Raw genomic sequence first — 16,890 nt, 5'->3', positions numbered from 1 at the left:
CAATGGAATCCCTCATTTTGAGGGGGTTCCAGCAGAAGAATCCGCGCCTTGGCGAACGCTGGCCAGCCGGTCCGCGCGAAGCGGCCGACGGGGTGTGAGTGCTTTGATGGGCATGATCAGTCTCGCAGTGTGACCAGCGTCGCGCCCGGAATCTCCGCAGGTCGTTTACCTCGCGGCGGGGGCAGGGTAAGGAGAGTGCATGGCATCGGTCGACGTGGCGGTCTCCTCAGACCTCACCCCCGAACGCGCGTGGGAGCTGGCTTCCAACCTCCGACGCTTCGACGAGTGGCTGACCATCTTCGGCGGATGGCGCGGCGAGGTCCCGGCAGAGATCGAGGTCGGCACCTGCGTGTCGTCCCAGATCAAGGTCAAGGGTTTCCGCAACACCATCCACTGGCGGGTGACGCGCTATGACGAGCCCAAGGAGATCGAACTCATCGGGACCGGGTTCCCGGCGATCTGCATCGCGCTCTCCCTGCACGTCCAGGAAGAGAAGGTGGGCACGAATTTCCGGGTGGTCGCCGACCTGTCCGGCGGGCTGCTCAACACCCGGGTCGGCGGGCTGGTGGCCAGGGTGATCGAATCCGACGTCCGCAAATCGGTGACCAACCTCGCATCGTTGCACTAACCCCACTCGTGGTTCATCGCGCGCGAGTGCGTCAGGGCATCGGGATCGACCTCCCGCTGACGCGGCCGGGTGAGCGCTATCAAGACCAGCGCGAGCGCCGCGGTGACGGCGCCGGCGACGAACACGACCACGAAACTGCTTTCCATCGGCACCCCGGTACCAGGCGCGGACCGGCCGAGCAGCACCGCCACCACCGCGGCGGCCATGGAACCGCCGACCGTCCGCGCGATCGCGTTCATCCCGGTGGCCACACCAGTTTCTCCGGCGTCGACCTCCGCCACGACCAGCGCAGGTAGCGCGCCGTAGCCGAGGCTGATGTAGGTGTTGGCCAGGATGCCCCCCACGATGATCTGCCAGCGCTGGTCATGGGCCACCGCGAGCAGGACGAACCCGAGGACGCCGGCCATCGCGGCCGCGACCAGTACCCGGCGCGCGCCGTACCGGTCGATGAAGCGGCCGCTGACCAGCGCGACGGCGAAACCGGTCAGGGCGCCCGGCAGAAGGAAGATCACGCTCGACTCCAGCACGGTGGCGCCGAAGCCGTAGCCCGCCCCTGACCGCGGGACCTGTACGAACTGGGTGAGTCCGAGGAAGACGAAGTACAGACCCATGCCCACGAAGACGGTCGCGAGGTTGGTCAGCAGCATCGCAGGGCGGGTCAGCATGCGCGTCGACACCAGCGGATGCTCGCGCCGGTTCTCCCACAGCCACCACGCGCCGAGCACCGCCACACCGCCGAGCGCGCATGCCAGCGTCCAGCCCGAGAACCATCCCCACCCGTTGCCCTGCGTGATGGCGAGAAGCACCGCCGACAATCCCACCGCCAGCCCGACCGCACCCAGCCAGTCGATCGACCCGGCGGAACGGCTCCGGCGGGCGGGCACCAGGAACACCACGATGGCGAGAACGACGACCGTGAACGCGGTGGTCAGCCAGAACACCCGGTGGTAGTCGGCATCCCCGCTCATCAGCAGGCCGACGACGACCAGGCCGACACCGCCGCCGAAGCCGAGCGTGCCTGACATCACCGCCATCGCGCCCGGCAGCCGTCCGGGGGGCAGCTCCTCCCGCAACACCGCCACACTGATGGGATAGAGCGCGTATGACGCGCCCTGCAGCACCCGCGCGACGATCAGCAACGCCAACGACGAGGTCACCGCAGCGAGCACTGATCCGATCAGCACCACGATCAGCACACCGAGGAGTACGCGCTTCTTGCTGTACATGTCCGCGAGGCGACCGAGCAGTGGTGTTGCCGCGATGGCGGCCAAGAGATTGGCGGTGACGGCCCAGCTCACCGCGACCGCCGAGGCGCCGAGCTGGCTGCCGATGACGCCGAGCACCGGGACCACCGCGGTCTGCAGGACAGCGACGGTCAGTACGACCACGCTCAGGCCGCTCACCAACACTCCCGGCCGCACGGCGGCAGGTGACCGCATGACCCCCACCCTGCCCACACCCGCTCCGATCGTTAGCTCATCTCGACGTCAATGACGCTAGCCCAACCGCCGGACCGGGCGACCGGTGACGCGACCGTGACGCGGCGGTTCGGCGACCGCGGGGCGGGGTACGTGATCTTGACTCGTAGAAAGGGAATCCATGCGTGCTTCCACTCTCGCCAAGACCGCCGGCACGGTGTTCGCCACCGGCGCGCTCGGCGGCCTCGCCAGCCGACCCGGGCCCTCGCTGTGGTACGCCACGCTGAAGAAGCCCAGTTTCCAGCCGCCGAGCCAGGCCTTCGGAATCGTCTGGCCGGTGCTCTACGCCGACATCGCCGCCGTCTCGGCATCGGCGATCGACCACTACAACGACACCGGGCAGCCGGAGAAGGCGCGGGCCTACACCACGGCGCTGGTCGCCAACCTGATCCTCAACGGCAGCTGGACATGGCTGTTCTTCAACCGTCACCAGTTGGGGTTGTCGGCGATCGCGGCGGGTGCGCTCGCCGCGAGCAGCGCTGATCTGACCCGCCGCGCCGTCGAGGCGCAGGGCGCGCAGGCGGCGCCGCTCGGCCTGTATCCGCTGTGGTGCGGATTCGCGACCGCGCTGTCCTCGCGCATCTGGTGGCTGAATCGATGACGGACCTGGCGGCGCGCCGGATAGCGAAGACGAAAACCGACGAGAACGAGCGGCAGCGCTTCGCCGACCGGGCGCTCGGGCTGCTCGAGGATGCGGTCTACTGGGCGATCGCGGTCGTGCTCGTGATCTGTTCGGTCGCGCTGCTGGTGGCGCAGTTCAACACCATGCTGCGGCTGCGGAACTCGCCGGCATCGACCGTCATGCTCGAAGTGCTCGACGGGTTGTTGCTGATCTTCATCTTCGTGGAACTGCTCTACGCCGTCCGCTCGTGTCTGCGGTCGCACGAGATCGTCGCCGAACCGTTTCTCATCGTCGGGATCCTGGCCGGCATAAAGGAGATCGTGGTGCTCTCCGTGGAAGCCGCCACGCTGCTGGAGAAGGGACCTGAGTTCGCCAGGGCAGTCGTCGAGATCGGCGTCCTCGGTGGGGTGGTACTCGTGTTGGCCTTGGCGGCGTTCGTTCTACGTGAGCGGCGTCGAGACACCGACGATGCCGGCGAAGACGCCGCTGACAACAAGGACGGACTCGCCGTGACGTAGCGCTCAGCCCGCGGCCAGCACCGAGAGCACGTGTTCGGTGAAGCCGGTGGTGGTCGCGGCGCCGCCGAGGTCGGCGGTGTGGACACCGTCATCGAGGCTGCGCCGCACCGCATCCCGTATCGACGACGCGGCCTCCGCCAACGCCGCACGACCGTGTTTGTTCGCCAGCCATTCGAGCAGCATCGCCGTGGACAGGATCATCGCGACCGGGTTGGCAGTGTTTCTGCCCGCGAGGTCCGGTGCGGAACCGTGAGCGGCCTGGGCCATCGCCTTGCTGTCTGAGAGGTTGATCGACGGCGCCATCCCCAGCGAACCGGCAAGCTGCCCAGTGAGGTCGGACAGGATGTCGCCGAACATGTTCTCGGCGACGATGACGTCGAACTCGGCGGGACGGGCCACCAGTAAAGCGGCGAGCGCGTCGATGTGTTCGAGCCGGACCGTCACCTCGGGATACTGTTCGCCGATTCGCACACAGCTGTCGCGGAACAACCCGGTGGTCTTGGACAGCACGTTGGCCTTGTGGGCGACGGTGACCGAGCGGCGCCGGGTGCGTGCGAGCCGAAAGGCTTGGTGCGCAATGCGTTCACATGCTTCCCGCGTGAACACCGCGATGGCCATCGCGACGTCTGCGGTGGGCATGAACTCGCCGGCGCCGTCGTACATGTTCCGGTCGGAGTAGAACCCCTCGGTGTTCTCGCGGACCACGACGGCGTCGAGTGCGGGGCACACCGCCGGGATCGTGTCGCTCAACCGGCGGGCCGGTCGGATGTTGGCGTACAGCCCGTAACGCTTGCGGATGGTGCCGCCGGGCGAGAGCTCGTCGCGGAACGGCGCGGGATAGCTCGCGTTGTCGTGCGGACCGAGCACCCACGCGTCGAGGCGGTCGAGTTCGTCGAGGGTGTGTTGCGGCAACGGGGTGCCGTCGCTGGTGATGGCCTCGCTGCCCATTCGCAGCCGCCGCCAGTCCACGGGTACCGACACCGCCGCCAATGCTCGTTCGCTGATCTGCACTGTCGCCGAGACGATCTCGGGTCCGATGCCGTCACCGGCCAGCACCCCCAGCCGCAAAGGATGCTCCACTGACATACGGGTACGGCACCTTTCTGATCGGGTTGACCTTCAGTGTGCCGTACCGGCTCGGGTGTCAGTAGCGGGTGAGCACCTGGCGGTCACCGACCGGCGCGTCCAGGGGGATATCGGTGGCGCCGAGCACGGCCTTGGCTGTGCACATGCGATCGACCGCTTCGGGAAGAAGGCCCGACTGCAGTTCGACGGTAACGGCGTCGGCGGTCTCTGTGGTGACCGCCCGGACGCCGTGACACGCGGGAGTGCCCGCGAGGAAGTAGACGCGGATCCCGGTGGCGCTGTCGAGCGGGCTCCACGTGTCGAAGGCGAGGGGTTCGGTGTGCACGATGTCCGAGCGCCCGGTGAACAGGACTTCGGTCGAACTCAGTGGCCGCTCAACGGGTTCGGCGGTGCTCGGCGCAGCCGAGGCGACTCCCGGTGCGAATCCGATGCTGAACAGTGAGGACGCCACGGCGGCGAACAGGGCAACCCGCATGGCGCGACAGTACGGGCGCCGATGTCCGGGGGGAGTGCGACCGGCGGGCGTGCCACGTCACGATTCCGCCACGGTTGGGTCACCGGTTCTGCACGCGGGATCTGTTGTGCTCCGGGTCTTTAGCGCCGCGGCAGGATCAGTCGCGCGACCAGACGGCGACGAATCCGTGCGGAATGCCGGTGTGGCGGGAGATGAGCTCACGGGCCGCCATCTCCGCATCGGCGCGATCGCGGCGGTGGGCCACGGCGTTGAGCTCGGGGACCGTCACGGTGCACCCGGTCGCGTCTTGGGTCACGACGATCTCGAAGGCCTGTCCCGCCATGGGTGGGAGGGTCCGGTGACGTGCGCCGCGGGAGATCGTCCGACGGCGGCATCCGTGGCTGCTACGAATCGTGGCAGGCATGTTCGTGGGCTTTCTGCAGCGGGGATCGGGCCGTCGGCCAATGTACTGCCCGGCGGGATCCTGCGCCAAATCGCCGTACCTGCAGCGTTGATCACTGCTCAAACGGTCAGAACGGGCTGCTGTTCTGCTGCCACTTGGCCTCCTCGGGGCGAGGCCCGAATCGGCGAGCGTAGTCGTCGTGGATGTGCTGGTCCTTCTTCCGCTGGATCACGTCGACCAGCTTGGGGTCCAGGTTGTGTTGCGCCAACCGGTGGCGGCGCCACACCTTGTTCAGCGCGAGCGCCATCAGCAGCGCCCAGATGTAGATCGGGGCCGTCATCTCGAGACGCACGTAGAAGGACGTGGGAAGGAGCCAGAAGGGAGCGAGTATGAGCAGCGGCGGAATCGCCATCCGGATCATGTGCCGGCGAACAGCCCCCTGACCGGCCAGGTCCTCGGCGACCCACCTGTTCATCGAGGCGGGCAGACGCCGCCCGTAGGCGTAGGTGATGCGCTGGAAGAAGGAGGGGTGGGCGTCGTCGGCCATGGTGGCTCCTGTGGGTCGTGGGGTAGTCAAAGGTCGAGTGCGCCGGCCGCCTGAGCGGCAGTGTTGATGCGGGTCAGGCAGCGGTGCAACTCTTCGAGTTCAGCGAGATCGCCACCCAGGCGGGCGACAACGGCCGGGGGTATCGCCAGCGCCCGTTCCCGGAGCGCGATCCCGGCGTCGGTCAGTTCGACGTTCGTGGAACGCTCGTCGACGGTGCTTCTCGTGCGGGTGATCAGACCGAGGGTCTCCAAGCGTTTGAGCATGGGGGAGAGCGTCGCCGAATCGAGTTGCAGCGCATTGGCGATCTGCTTGACCGACAGTGCGGAGGACTCCGACGTCGTCTTTCGGTGATCCCACAGTGCCAGCATCACCAGGTACTGCGGGTGTGTCAGCCCGAGTGGCTCGAGCAACGGGCGGTAGACGCCCAGGACAGCCCGGTTGGCGACCGCCAGCGCGAAACAGACCTGGCGCTCCAGGGCGAGCGGATCCAGGTCCGTGGCGGTCGTCGACATGATTGCATCGTACCCTAATTGTTAGGGCGATAGTAATATGTTAGTGGTCACACAGCCCCGCCCGCCCATCGGTGACGAGCACTATCATTTCTCTCGAACGACGGCCTTCGGCGGAGGTGAGACAGCTGGCGGGTTCCTTTCCCGATGTCGCCACGATCGAGCGCGCCTTCGACACTGCCGCGCGTGCACCCTCGGCGCAGAACGCGCAGCCCTGGCGGTGGCGTGTCACCCCGGGCGGCGTCGATCTCTACGCGGATTGGAGTCGCCGACTGGGCGACAGGGACAATGACCGCCGCGACGTGCTGCTCAGCTGCGGAGCCGTCCTGCATCACTGTGCGGTGGCGTTGGCGGCCAACGGGTGGGCTCCGCGGGTACGCCGGTTCCCCGAACGAGACGACGCTGATCACCTGGCGCTGATCGAGCTGATCGAGGCAGCGCCGAGGCCGGCCGATACCGAACTGGCTTCGGCCATCGATCGGCGTCGGGCCGACCGCCGGCCCTACCGGCCGGATTCACTTCCGGCGGGGTCTCTGGAGTTGTTGCACGTACGCGCGGAGCGTGACGGTCTCCGGTTCGGTGTGGTCCCGAAGGCCAACTGGGGCAGGTCGTCCGAGGGCGACGTCGTGCTGCAGTACAGCGGGCCGGCCGACGTGCCGGCCGATGACGCGGTGTTGTTGGTGCTCGGTACTGAGATCGACGACGACCTGATGCGGGTGCGTGCCGGCGAGACGATGAGCGACATCGTGCTCGCGGCCACGTCGATGGGATTGGCGACCTGTCCGCTGACGACGCCACTGAGCGATACGCGCAGTCGTCTGTCGCTGGCGTGCGAGGTCTTCGACGGCGAGGCGTATCCGCAGGTGCTCATCCGCGTGGGCTGGGCACCTGATGACGGCGATCCGCCGCCGGCGCTCGGTCGTCGCTCGGTGGACGAGACCACGGTCTGGATGCTGTGAATCAGTCAGCCGGGTGGTTCCACGGCGAATCTGCCAGGGTTGCCGGCGAGGGAAGCCGCGACTCTGCAAGTGGGGGAACAGCTTTGAGAATCGGGTTGCGGTCGAGCCGCGCTCCTGCGGTCCGCCCGCGGCCCCAGCCGATCATTTCGCGATACCCGCCAAGCAGACCGGCGCGGGCCACCGCGTCCTCGTCGGCGTGCGGGCTGTCCGCGCCGACCGGCGCCGACACGGGGGAGACGTACAACGCATCGACGGGGCAGTACGCCTCACACATGAAGCAGGTCTGGCAGTCCGACTGGCGGGCGATCACCGGAATGCCGTCCTCGCCGCGTTCGAAGACGTCGGTGGGGCAGACCTTGACGCACACATCGCAGGCGATGCACGCGGTGGCGCTGACGATTTCGATCATGCCACCGCCTCCGACGACATGAGTTGCGGCGACGCGGGATCGGTGGCGGTCCACACCGAGTCGAGCCCGCCGACCAGGATTCGGTGACTCAGCCGGTGATCGATATCGGGCATGTCCTCTCGGCGGTGCAGGCCCCGGGTTTCGGTGCGCGCGAGCGAGGCTGCGGTGATCCAACGTGCTGCGGCGACCATAGCGGTGGCCTGCCGCGGCTTGTAGGCTTCCCGCGCCGGCACCGGTGCCAGCCCGCCGGCGATCTCACGCCACAACCGGTCGAGCGCCTCGGCGGATTCGGTCAGTCTCTCCCGCGATTTGAGGTGACTGCGCAGTGGCGGCAGGACGTGGTCCTGTGCGGCGCGCACCACTTCGTCGACGGTCGGCGCGCCGGCCGGGCCCGGCCTCAGGCCGACGTGGTCGCTCTGCGCAGAATCACCTGCCGCGCGCCTGCGACTGAACTCCGCCGCGCCGCGCCCCGCGAAGGCGCCCGAGGCGATCGCCCACGACCCGTTGTGGCTGCCGCCCCCGCTGATCGAACCGGTGATGAGTTCCCTCGTCGCCGCGTCACCCGCGGCGAACAGGCCGGGCACTGTGGTCGCGCAGTCTGGTGCGGTCAACCGCAGGCCCCCGGTGCCGCGGACGGAACCCTCGTAGACCATCCGCACGGGGTAGGCCGTGACGAACGGATCGATACCGGCCTTGTCGAGGGGAAGGAAGTAGTTGGGCTGGGCATCGCGCATGGTCTGCCGGATGTGCTCGGGTGCGCGGTCGAGCCTGGCGAACACCCGATGTCCGTGCGTCAGCGCCCATTGCGCGTCCTTACGTCCACCCAGGCCGCGTTCGGTGGAGAACGGGCGGCCGTGTTCGTCGTAGAAACTGGCCCACTGCAGCATTCGACCCTTGGTGTGAATGCCCCACTCCGGAGCCAGCGCGTAGGCGGTGCAGAACTCCATACCCGACAACTCGGCACCCACCTCGGCGGCCATCAACAACCCGTCACCGGTGTTGACGTTGGTGCCGAACGTCCCGGACAGGAACGCGGTGCCGCCGGTGGCCAGAACCACCGAACCGGCCGAGATACGCCACGGCCGCCCGCCCTCCTGCCGCGCAATCCCGGTTGCCCCGTTGACGACTCCCTCCGCATCGGAGGTGAGCGCGGTGGCCGGATGATGGTCGAGGATGCGAACGCCGCTGCGGTGCGCTTTCCGGCGCATCCGCCGCATGTACTCGGGACCCTGCAGGCTGCTGCGCAGCTGCCGGCCGTCGTCTCCCACCGGGAACGGATAGCCCCACTGTGCGAGCTCGTCGATCCGGTCCCACGACGCGGACAGCACCTGCAGCATCCAGTCGGCGTCGGTCAGGCCACCCGCGGCGGCCTCACGTTCGCGCACGGATTCCTCCCGACGAGGGCCGGGCGGGATCAGCCACAGATTGTTCCCGCCCGCGGCGGTCGCGCCGCTCGTGCCGCAATAACCCTTGTCCACCAACGCTACCCGGCTACCGGTCTCGGCGGCCGCGATCGCGGCCCAGGTGGCCGCAGGGCCGCCGCCGATCACCAGGACGTCAGTGCTGTGCACTCCGACGTCACCGGCTGTTGTCATGCCCGACCTCCTCCCGGACACCCAGTTCGGCGAGCAGGACGCGGCGCAGATCGTCGAAACCCTCGTCGCCACGGCTGCGCGGGAACGGCAGACCCACACGGCGGTCCAACGAGACCTTGCCCTCGGAGAGCACCACGACCCGGTCGGCCAGCAGGATCGCCTCGTCGACGTCGTGTGTGACGTGCAGGACGGCCATCTTCCGACGCGCCCAGAGGTCGTGCAGCAGGCGGTACATCTTGAGCCGGGTCAGGGCGTCAAGCGCACCGAAGGGTTCGTCGAGCAGGAGAAGGTCGGGCTCGCGCACCAGCGCTCTGGCCAGTGCAACCCGTTGCGCCTCACCGCCGGACAGCGACAGTGGCCACGAACGGGCCTTGTCGGCCAACCCCACTTCGTCCAGGGCGGCTTGTCCGCGGGCGGCCCGACTGGGTGCGTCGGGGCCGGCGTCGCGGAGCGCAAAGGTGACGTTGGCCAGGGCGCGACGCCAGGGCAGCAGGCGGGGACTCTGGAAGACCACCGCGCGGGACCGGGGCACCACCACCGAACCGTCGGCCTGGTTGTCGAGACCGGCCAGAATCCGCAACAGCGTGCTCTTGCCCGATCCCGACCGGCCCAGCATCGCGACGAACTCGCCGTCGGCGATGTCCAGGTCGAGGTCGTCGAGCACCTGCTGCACATCGAATGCGCGCCGCAGGCCACGCACCGTCACCACCTGCGCGCTCATACTGCGCCTTCGAAACCGGCGAAGCCGTTGCGCCAGGACAGCAACAGCCGTTCCAGGAGTCGCACCAGCGAGTAGGACGCCAGGCCGGCCACCGCATAGATCACGATCACCAGGAGGGAGACGTCGAACTGCAGATTGGTTTGTGCGCGCGACATCAAGAAGCCGATGCCTTCCGTGGTGTTGATCATCTCGGCGAAGATCAAGCTCAGCCATGCGCTGGACAGTCCAAGGCGAAGGCCCACAAGGAAGTTCGGCATCGCACCCGGCAGGATCACCTGTGTGATCAACGTGGACCGGCGAGCCTCGAGCGTCTGGGCCATCTCCACCAGCTGTTGGTCCACGCCGCGGATGCCGGAGTAGGTGTTGATGTAGATGGCGATCGCGACGCCGAGGGTGATGAGCACGATCTTGGGACCTTCGCCGATGCCCATCCAGATGATGAGCAGCGGCGTGAGCGCGAAGTTCGGCACGGCTTTGAGGATCTGCATGGTCCAGTCGAGCAGGTCCTCACCGGTGCGGGTCAGGCCGGCCAGCACCGCCAGTGACACACCGAGGAGGATCCCCAGAACGGTGCCGGTCAGCACCCGGGTCGCCGAGGCTCCGACATGTAGGGCGAGTTGGCCGTCTGTCAGCAGTCGCCACGCGGTGGCGGCGACGTGAGCCGGAGGTGGAAACAGGTCGGCGTTGAGCAGTCCGGTGGCGGAACCGATTGCCCACGCCGCCAGGATCAGCACCGGACTCATCATGCGGCGCACCGGGCGCGGAATCCGCGCCCAGACGCTGCGTCGACGGCGGTGCCCAGCGACGACGTCGATCAGTTCTGGCGTGACGGCGCCGGGACGTACCGCTGGAACGACGGCGGTCACGACTGCGCACCGGCCCATTCACGTACCGAGTACTGGTTCTCCAGGGAGCCGTCGGCGTTGAGGAACTCGTAGGCGGCCTGGAGTTGGTCGACGCCCTGCTCGGGGAATGGTTCGGTGTTGAACTCGTCGGCCTGCGTTGACTCCTTCACGAATTCGAGCTGGGTTCCGTCGGTCTGGGCCACCCAGGCGAGGTAGTCGTCGAAGTTCTCGGTGATGTCGCGGTTGACCGCGGTGACCGCGTGACGCCAGGTGTCGGCGAAGTCGGGGTGCCCGTCGGTGAATGTCGAGAGTGCGATGTTGGTGCCCGTGCTACCGAGCCCGTGTCTGGACAAGCTGTCAATGATCGGGAATCCCTTGTGTTGCAGCTCAATAGCGCTCGACCCTGTCACGACGGTGGCGTCGATCTGGCCCGAGCTCAGGCCGGCGATGGATTCAGGGGTGGGTACATCGCGAACCTGGATCTTTCCGGTGAGTCCGGCCGCGTCGATCAGCTGCTTTGCTGCGCGGTCCCGGATGGTGCCCTGAGGCGCTGTGACGGATTTGCCGACCAGCCCCTGGATGTCAGTCGGTCCGCCTTTGGCGCCCACCAGCCAGGCGTCGCTGTTGATCGAATCAAGGGCCAGTAGAACAACTTTGGGATCTCTGCTGCGCGCACGCAGGGCGGGGTTGTCGCCGATGGCGGCGACGTCGATCGCGCCGGCGAACAGTGCCGATGCGACGTCGCTGCCGGACTGGAAGAACGAGTACTCGATTTTGTCGACGCCGGCGTCCTTGAGCTGTTCGGTGAGGATGCCCTGTTTGTCGCCCCAGCCGAGCGACCCGGCGGGAGTGCCGGTCGGAGATGTTGCGCCGATGCGCAGCGTGTAACCGCCTGCACCGTCGTCATTACTGCCGCAGGCGATGGCCGAGGCGAAGACGGCAAGGGTCAGGGCTGTGCGCAGGAGAGGGCGAAGCATGGGTGAGCCTCCGAGAGGGGTCTTTCCGTGGCGGGTCACGGATCCACCTCAGTAGATGTCGACTTTCCGGTAGATGCGACGGTTCGGATCAGTCTGACCGGAAGGGAGCGATTTCGTCACCGTGACGCAATGTGTTGTAGCGGCCCGACTCTCGGGGGAGCGGGCCGACATGCTTCCCGGGTGTCGCGTGGCCGGCTGTCCGCAGGCCCATATCGTGTTGCCCGACTATGCGCGACAGCGCCGCGACTATCGCCGCCTGGGGTTCGTTGTCCGGTATCGCGGCTGTGCGGCTCCACTGGTATCACAGCCGTGAACTTGTCAGGCGCTGTGAACTGCCGCCGGAGCCTTTCGAGGTGGCGAGGAGGACTCGAGTGATCGGGCGTTCAGTCACCGGGGTATCGGCGTGCCTCATCGGCTCGGCCGTCGGAAAGTGGAGGGGACTCATGAAGTGAGCCTCTGATATTGGGCGGCGGGGCTGGATACCGCCGGTCGGGTTCAGGATAAATGAAGTCGTCGGGGAAGTGAATATGGGCACGGCGTATGGTGTCGGTGCCCGCTTCCGACAGCCCCGATGTGCCCCGGAGCGAGGTCGACTGCGTCGGTCTACTCGATGGCGGGGGCAATCGCCACGATGACTGGAATCGACTGCTTACGTGCTCTGGGTGCTGGCGCCCGCCACTTCGAAAGAGTCGATGGTGGTCGGCGTGATGCGCAGTACGGCCGCGCTGGGGATGTCGTAGAAGACCCCGATCACGTCGAGCGCGCCTTGGCGATGCGCATCTTTCACGAGCGGGTGAGTTGTCAACGTCCCGACCTGCAGGGCGACGTTCACCATGCTCAGCTGGTCGACAACACCGAAGCCAGCCGTAGCCACGGCCCGCGCGATCGGGTGATTCCCCCCGTCGAATGCCGCAAGGGCGGGATCTCCATTGGACAGCCAGGTGGACAGGTGTTTCTCACCAGCGCTGCGTGCCCCCTCGCCAGCCAGTAGCGTGTGCATCGCCCCACAACTGGAGTGTCCGCACACGACGATCGACGAGACGTCGAGCTTCTCGACGGCGAAGGCGATTGCCGCCTCGATTGAGGCGTCCCGCTGGTCCGCGGGGACCAGGTTGCCGACGTTGCGCACTGTGAACAGATCTCCGGGTCCACTACTGGTGATGACATTGGGTAAGACGCGGGAGTCGGTGCAGGTGATGAACAAGCTCTCCGGCCGCTGCACATGCGCCAGCTTCGCCAAGTGTGGCCGCATGTGCTGTGCCGTCCGGCGCTGATAGACCGCAAGGCCGCTCAGCACCGTAGGTGAATCGCTCCGGTCGCCGCCACAATTGGCACCCTCACGCTGCCACGAACTCCACGGCATGACGCCGGAACGGGCGTCGATGGCCTGGATGTCGCGGGAGGGAGGACCATCGAGTGCGCTATCCATCTCAACCGAGCCGAGATGGCGGATGTGGACCGTGCCGCCGGTCGCACAGTGCTGGCGCCGCCAGTCGTCGATTGCTTCACGGGCTGCATTGTCAATGAAGTCGACCGAAAGCTCAACTGTCGCGTCGGCTCTCGGCGGTACCGACGTCAGCACGCTGGTGAGGCGCGGTAACGACAAGAAGCTGCAGGAACCTTCGATGACGACCCGCCAGCTACCGTCGTCGATGGGTTCGGCCACGATCCGTGCACGCACCACCCGCCACACTGTCAGTGCGATGGACAACGCGAGACCGGTCAGCACGCCTTCCAGCAGGTTGGAGAAGACGACGCCCAAGACCGTCACGACGTACACCGCGATGTCTCCTGTGCGCCTGGCAGTTTCGATGTGGGCCCGTTTGACCAGCTGGAACCCGATGACGATCAGCAGGCCTGCCAGCGCGGCCATGGGAATTCGTTCGGCAAGTCCAGCGAAGGGCAGCGCGAAAATCAGTACCCAGATGCCGTGCATGATGGCAGAGGCGCTGGACCTCGCACCCGCGCTCACGTTGGCAGTACTGCGCACAATGACACCGGTGACAGGAAGGCCGCCAATGGTGCCCGAGGCGATATTGGCCGTTCCCTGACCGATGAGCTCGCGATCGAAGTTGGTGCGTGGGCCGTTTTGCATCCGATCGACCGACACCGCTGACAGCAGACTCTCGATACTCGCGATCAACGCAACCGTGAGTACGCCGGTGGCGAAGGCACCCCAGTTGCCGTCGGGAAGACTCGGGAGCGCGATGGCGTCCAGCAACGAACCGTCTAGCGTGACGCGCTCCACGTCGAACCTGAATACGATCGCAACCAGAGTCGCCACCAGGATGGCGACAAGCGGGCCCGGTACCTTGCCGATTCGTCCTGGCACCCAACGCCATCCGACCAGGATGACGATGACGAGTACGCCGAGGATGACGCCAGGTCCGTGCGCAGCCAAGACCTGCTCTGGCAGTTCCGCCACGTTGCGCCACGCGGAACTCTGCGAGTCGCCGCCAAGTAACACGTGAATCTGTTGCAGTGCGATCGTGATCCCGATGCCCGCGAGCATCGCGTGAACCACGACCGGCGAGATCGCCAGCGCCGCCCTGGCTACCCGGCTCAATCCGAAGAGAACCTGCAGGACACCGGCCGCGACGGTAATCGCGCAGGTCACCTTCCAGCCGAACTGGGCGACGAGGCCGGCCACCACCACGGTGAGTCCGGCTGCCGGTCCACTGACCTGTAGCGGCGATCCGCCGAGCGCGCCTACTACGACGCCGCCCACGACTGCAGCGATCAGACCTGCCAGCGCAGGCGCGCCCGAGGCTATCGCGATGCCCAGTGATAGCGGCAGAGCGACGAGAAACACCACGAGCGACGCGGGAAGGTCGTAGCGAAGTAGTGGACCGATCCGTTGGGGGAGTGAGCTCTCTGAGCGTTGCAAAATGTCGTACTCCTATTGGTGATGGCGGCCTCAGTGTCCGGCTCTTCGGGCTGGGGTCGATTGCCGCTTCAGTTCGAGACTATGGAGGTGCTGCTTCAGCAGTCGCTCGGTATGAGTGCGTCTGAATTCACAAGTGCGAGAGTATTTATCGGAAGAGAAGGGGGTCAAGGACATCGGTCGGACGCATAGGAGATGCAAATGTGCGCACGGGATACTGTTGTGACTGTCCTATTAGGCACCGCCCGCATGGCCGCCTGCGAGAGTCGACCCAAGCTCGATCAGCGTACGTCGCGGCCTTGGTGGCGAACTGGTGGCGAGGGCGAGATGCCGCGGATAATCGTCTCGGCGATCACCAGTTTGGTGATGGCGCCGGGATCGTCCGCGGCCATGGCGAAGGCGGTCCACCCGCCAACGTCATGGGCGACGGTCGTGAAGCGCTCGTAGCCGAGTATTCGCATCAACGCGCGATGAAAATGCGCATGTCTTAGGCTTTCGGCCATCCAGCAACACATCACGACGATCTTGAATTCGCGTCGGATGTGTGTGCGCTGACGGTTCGGGGCTCGGCGAGCGCGATACCTGCGTGGGTGATCATGCCGCTGATGATCTGAGGACCCGTTGCAGCCTCTTTGTGAGCGGTGACATCGAGTACGCCAACCGCTCCGCTCATCGATGAACGGGCGCAGGCATCTTCGGTCACCTTACGGATTGCCGGCAACGTCGATAAGAACCTTGGCTGCGAGGCCTCTCCGCATGTCGTTCATCGCAGTGATGAGTTGATCGGGCGTTCGGTGCTCAATCCACGGACTCACTTCATAATGCCCTTGGCCCATGAGTGCGATGACTCGCCTGAAATCCGTGGCCGTGTAGGCGGCGGTGCCGACGATTGTGAGTTCCTTGAACACGAAGGCGTTCGGCTCGATCGTAGTCGCCGGATGCGTTGCAACGCAGACGATCCGTCCGCCGCGCCGAGTGCTGGCGATCGCGTCGTTCAACGATACAAGGGGGCGACCGTCCGGGCCATTCGAAGAAGCGGATGCGCCCGCTACCTCAAAAGTCAGATCGGCGCCGGTATCGTCCACCAGGTCGGCAACGGCTTCAGCAACGTCAACCACTGTCGGGTCGATGACGGCCACGACGGCGGGGATGGCCATCGACTGAAGCACCGCGCGTCGCATCGGGGAGATTTCTGTGACGATGATTCCTCCGAGTTTTTCGGCTGCAAGGGCCTGAACGACCCCGATGCCAACGGGGCCAGCGCCGTGGACCACGACTCGTTCGGCGGGTGATGGTCGACCGCGCCGCACGGCGTGCATCGCCACCGATAGTGGTTCAACAACGGCGCCATACTCGAGACTCACGTTCGAAGGAAGGGCATGGACGCGGTTCGCGGCTACCACGACGTACTCACTGAGGCCACCTCCGTCGTGGCTGGCCAGACCAAGGAAGGCGGTGATGTCGCACAAGTTGTAGTCACCTCGCCGACACGGATGGCAGTCGCCGCAGTTGATCACGGGTTCCACGGCTACCCGATCTCCCTCGGCGACCCCGGTTACTCCATGTCCTACCTCGACTACGGTTCCTGAAAACTCGTGTCCGAACGGGACAGGCAGCTTGACGCCAGTGAGTAGGTGGGGCCAGACAGGAGCGAACATGGGTCCGTCGTAATATTCGTGAATGTCGGTGCCGCAGATGCCATTGTGTGCGACCTTGACTTTGACCTGACCGGCTTGAGTCTGCGGCTCTGGCACGTCTTCCCAGCGAATGTCGCGGTTTCCATAGTAAATTGCAGCACGCATCGGTGCTTTCCTCTCGTGGGGTGTCCGTTCAAGGCGGTGACAACGCCGCCAAACGTTGGCCTGTGATGGATGGTCGGCGGCGCGTCGTAAGCCAGCGCGTGTCGGATCAAGTGTCCTGTGAGCATATTTCAGGAGGTCCGCGAGATCTCGGTTAAGGCGGCATCATTTCATGATTGCAGAGTTGCTTTCGCGCTGACTGGTCCTGTGCGTCCTACGTTGAGGTTTCACGACGGCGCGCCGCCGGCCCACTTCGTGGGCTGAAAGCCCTGTGTAGGAGGGTATTTCACGTACCTTGCTTCGTTCCCGTCCATCCAGTCCCACGACATAGGTTCGTCCCTGTGACGTTACTTCGGTCAGGTCGGCCCGATCACGCGGCGAAGACTGCGCGTGGACTGGAACAAGGACGGTGTCAGATGGTCCTGGAAAGTAAGGTGACCTGCCCTACCGTTTAGG

The 16,890-nt window shown here is 66.1% G+C and carries 18 protein-coding genes; 4 read left to right on the top strand and 14 right to left on the bottom strand.

The features are described from left to right. Positions 1 to 199 precede the first annotated feature (199 nt). Positions 200 to 628: a type II toxin-antitoxin system Rv0910 family toxin gene (locus tag I7X18_RS15115; RefSeq protein WP_193048387.1), complete on the top strand. Its 429-nt coding sequence runs from the start codon at positions 200 to 202 to the stop codon at positions 626 to 628. Here the strand turns inward: I7X18_RS15115 and I7X18_RS15110 are convergent. Beyond that, on the bottom strand, positions 625 to 2,067 hold the full coding sequence (locus I7X18_RS15110) for an MFS transporter (RefSeq protein ID WP_193048388.1): 1,443 nt from the start codon (positions 2,065 to 2,067) through the stop codon (positions 625 to 627). The two genes, I7X18_RS15115 and I7X18_RS15110, sit on opposite strands and share 4 nt — an antisense overlap. A gap of 160 nt (positions 2,068 to 2,227) precedes the next feature. Here I7X18_RS15110 and I7X18_RS15105 point away from each other — a divergent pair, with 160 nt between their 5' ends. Then, complete coding sequence (locus I7X18_RS15105; protein ID WP_193048389.1) at positions 2,228 to 2,707, top strand: TspO/MBR family protein; 480 nt, start codon at positions 2,228 to 2,230, stop codon at positions 2,705 to 2,707. Continuing rightward, the gene (locus tag I7X18_RS15100; protein WP_193048390.1) at positions 2,704 to 3,246 is read left to right on the top strand and encodes a phosphate-starvation-inducible PsiE family protein; all 543 of its coding nucleotides are present in this window, start codon (positions 2,704 to 2,706) and stop codon (positions 3,244 to 3,246) included. Before I7X18_RS15105 ends, I7X18_RS15100 begins: the two co-directional genes overlap by 4 nt. Positions 3,247 to 3,249: 3 nt before the next feature. Here I7X18_RS15100 and I7X18_RS15095 read toward each other — a convergent pair whose 3' ends face one another. The 5 genes from I7X18_RS15095 to I7X18_RS15075 all read right to left on the bottom strand — a co-directional run bounded on the left by I7X18_RS15095 (position 3,250) and on the right by I7X18_RS15075 (position 6,248). Continuing rightward, positions 3,250 to 4,332, bottom strand: coding sequence for an isocitrate/isopropylmalate dehydrogenase family protein (locus I7X18_RS15095; RefSeq protein WP_193048391.1), 1,083 nt, complete (start codon positions 4,330 to 4,332; stop codon positions 3,250 to 3,252). A 58-nt stretch (positions 4,333 to 4,390) separates the two neighbouring features. Further along, positions 4,391 to 4,807 carry a hypothetical protein gene (locus I7X18_RS15090; protein WP_193048393.1) on the bottom strand — a complete coding sequence of 139 codons (417 nt, stop codon included), beginning with the start codon at positions 4,805 to 4,807 and terminating at the stop codon, positions 4,391 to 4,393. 136 nt (positions 4,808 to 4,943) lie between these two features. Further along, positions 4,944 to 5,129 (bottom strand): long chain fatty acid-CoA synthetase Faa4p, encoded by a 186-nt coding sequence (locus I7X18_RS15085; protein WP_193048394.1) that lies wholly within the window; start codon positions 5,127 to 5,129, stop codon positions 4,944 to 4,946. A 187-nt stretch (positions 5,130 to 5,316) separates the two neighbouring features. After that, positions 5,317 to 5,736 carry a DUF5313 domain-containing protein gene (locus tag I7X18_RS15080; protein ID WP_193048396.1) on the bottom strand — a complete coding sequence of 140 codons (420 nt, stop codon included), beginning with the start codon at positions 5,734 to 5,736 and terminating at the stop codon, positions 5,317 to 5,319. Positions 5,737 to 5,762: 26 nt separating this feature from the next. Beyond that, positions 5,763 to 6,248: a MarR family winged helix-turn-helix transcriptional regulator gene (locus tag I7X18_RS15075; protein ID WP_226864425.1), complete on the bottom strand. Its 486-nt coding sequence runs from the start codon at positions 6,246 to 6,248 to the stop codon at positions 5,763 to 5,765. A 125-nt stretch (positions 6,249 to 6,373) separates the two neighbouring features. Between I7X18_RS15075 and I7X18_RS15070 the strand changes: the two genes are divergently transcribed. After that, a complete protein-coding gene (locus I7X18_RS15070; protein WP_226864445.1) occupies positions 6,374 to 7,204 on the top strand; it encodes a nitroreductase in 831 nt (276 codons plus the stop codon). 1 nt (position 7,205) lies between these two features. On the opposite strand, the gene I7X18_RS15065 is transcribed toward I7X18_RS15070, so the two are convergent. The 8 genes from I7X18_RS15065 to I7X18_RS15030 form a co-directional block, all read right to left on the bottom strand. Further along, the gene (locus tag I7X18_RS15065) at positions 7,206 to 7,613 is read right to left on the bottom strand and encodes a 4Fe-4S dicluster domain-containing protein (protein ID WP_193048399.1); all 408 of its coding nucleotides are present in this window, start codon (positions 7,611 to 7,613) and stop codon (positions 7,206 to 7,208) included. Then, entirely contained in the window at positions 7,610 to 9,208 is a 1,599-nt protein-coding gene (locus I7X18_RS15060; protein WP_193048401.1) for an FAD-binding protein, read from the bottom strand. The genes I7X18_RS15065 and I7X18_RS15060 overlap by 4 nt, the downstream gene beginning before the upstream one ends. Further along, complete coding sequence (locus I7X18_RS15055; protein ID WP_193048402.1) at positions 9,192 to 9,929, bottom strand: ABC transporter ATP-binding protein; 738 nt, start codon at positions 9,927 to 9,929, stop codon at positions 9,192 to 9,194. Before I7X18_RS15055 ends, I7X18_RS15060 begins: the two co-directional genes overlap by 17 nt. Continuing rightward, positions 9,926 to 10,813, bottom strand: a complete 888-nt coding sequence (locus I7X18_RS15050; RefSeq protein WP_193048404.1) for an ABC transporter permease — start codon at positions 10,811 to 10,813, stop codon at positions 9,926 to 9,928. Before I7X18_RS15050 ends, I7X18_RS15055 begins: the two co-directional genes overlap by 4 nt. Continuing rightward, the gene (locus I7X18_RS15045) at positions 10,792 to 11,751 is read right to left on the bottom strand and encodes an ABC transporter substrate-binding protein (protein ID WP_193048406.1); all 960 of its coding nucleotides are present in this window, start codon (positions 11,749 to 11,751) and stop codon (positions 10,792 to 10,794) included. Before I7X18_RS15045 ends, I7X18_RS15050 begins: the two co-directional genes overlap by 22 nt. A 649-nt stretch (positions 11,752 to 12,400) precedes the next feature. Next, a complete protein-coding gene (locus I7X18_RS15040; protein WP_193048444.1) occupies positions 12,401 to 14,641 on the bottom strand; it encodes a SulP family inorganic anion transporter in 2,241 nt (746 codons plus the stop codon). Positions 14,642 to 14,916: 275 nt separating this feature from the next. Further along, positions 14,917 to 15,312 (bottom strand): alpha/beta fold hydrolase, encoded by a 396-nt coding sequence (locus I7X18_RS15035; protein ID WP_232375504.1) that lies wholly within the window; start codon positions 15,310 to 15,312, stop codon positions 14,917 to 14,919. A 27-nt stretch (positions 15,313 to 15,339) separates the two neighbouring features. Beyond that, positions 15,340 to 16,437 (bottom strand): 2,3-butanediol dehydrogenase, encoded by a 1,098-nt coding sequence (locus I7X18_RS15030; protein ID WP_193048408.1) that lies wholly within the window; start codon positions 16,435 to 16,437, stop codon positions 15,340 to 15,342. Positions 16,438 to 16,890 lie beyond the last annotated feature (453 nt).

The sequence above is a fragment of the Mycolicibacterium baixiangningiae genome, from assembly GCF_016313185.1.
Taxonomy (GTDB): domain Bacteria; phylum Actinomycetota; class Actinomycetes; order Mycobacteriales; family Mycobacteriaceae; genus Mycobacterium; species Mycobacterium baixiangningiae.
This window is presented reverse-complemented; position numbering and strand designations above follow the sequence as displayed.

Coding starts and splice junctions, on each gene's coding strand:
- I7X18_RS15115 (WP_193048387.1), top strand. CDS start 200: ATGGCATCGGTCGACGTGGCGGTCTCCTCAGACCTCACCCCCGAACGC.
- I7X18_RS15110 (WP_193048388.1), bottom strand. CDS start 2,067: ATGCGGTCACCTGCCGCCGTGCGGCCGGGAGTGTTGGTGAGCGGCCTG.
- I7X18_RS15105 (WP_193048389.1), top strand. CDS start 2,228: ATGCGTGCTTCCACTCTCGCCAAGACCGCCGGCACGGTGTTCGCCACC.
- I7X18_RS15100 (WP_193048390.1), top strand. CDS start 2,704: ATGACGGACCTGGCGGCGCGCCGGATAGCGAAGACGAAAACCGACGAG.
- I7X18_RS15095 (WP_193048391.1), bottom strand. CDS start 4,332: ATGTCAGTGGAGCATCCTTTGCGGCTGGGGGTGCTGGCCGGTGACGGC.
- I7X18_RS15090 (WP_193048393.1), bottom strand. CDS start 4,807: ATGCGGGTTGCCCTGTTCGCCGCCGTGGCGTCCTCACTGTTCAGCATC.
- I7X18_RS15085 (WP_193048394.1), bottom strand. CDS start 5,129: ATGGCGGGACAGGCCTTCGAGATCGTCGTGACCCAAGACGCGACCGGG.
- I7X18_RS15080 (WP_193048396.1), bottom strand. CDS start 5,736: ATGGCCGACGACGCCCACCCCTCCTTCTTCCAGCGCATCACCTACGCC.
- I7X18_RS15075 (WP_226864425.1), bottom strand. CDS start 6,248: ATGTCGACGACCGCCACGGACCTGGATCCGCTCGCCCTGGAGCGCCAG.
- I7X18_RS15065 (WP_193048399.1), bottom strand. CDS start 7,613: ATGATCGAAATCGTCAGCGCCACCGCGTGCATCGCCTGCGATGTGTGC.
- I7X18_RS15060 (WP_193048401.1), bottom strand. CDS start 9,208: ATGACAACAGCCGGTGACGTCGGAGTGCACAGCACTGACGTCCTGGTG.
- I7X18_RS15055 (WP_193048402.1), bottom strand. CDS start 9,929: ATGAGCGCGCAGGTGGTGACGGTGCGTGGCCTGCGGCGCGCATTCGAT.
- I7X18_RS15050 (WP_193048404.1), bottom strand. CDS start 10,813: ATGGGCCGGTGCGCAGTCGTGACCGCCGTCGTTCCAGCGGTACGTCCC.
- I7X18_RS15045 (WP_193048406.1), bottom strand. CDS start 11,751: ATGCTTCGCCCTCTCCTGCGCACAGCCCTGACCCTTGCCGTCTTCGCC.
- I7X18_RS15030 (WP_193048408.1), bottom strand. CDS start 16,437: ATGCGTGCTGCAATTTACTATGGAAACCGCGACATTCGCTGGGAAGAC.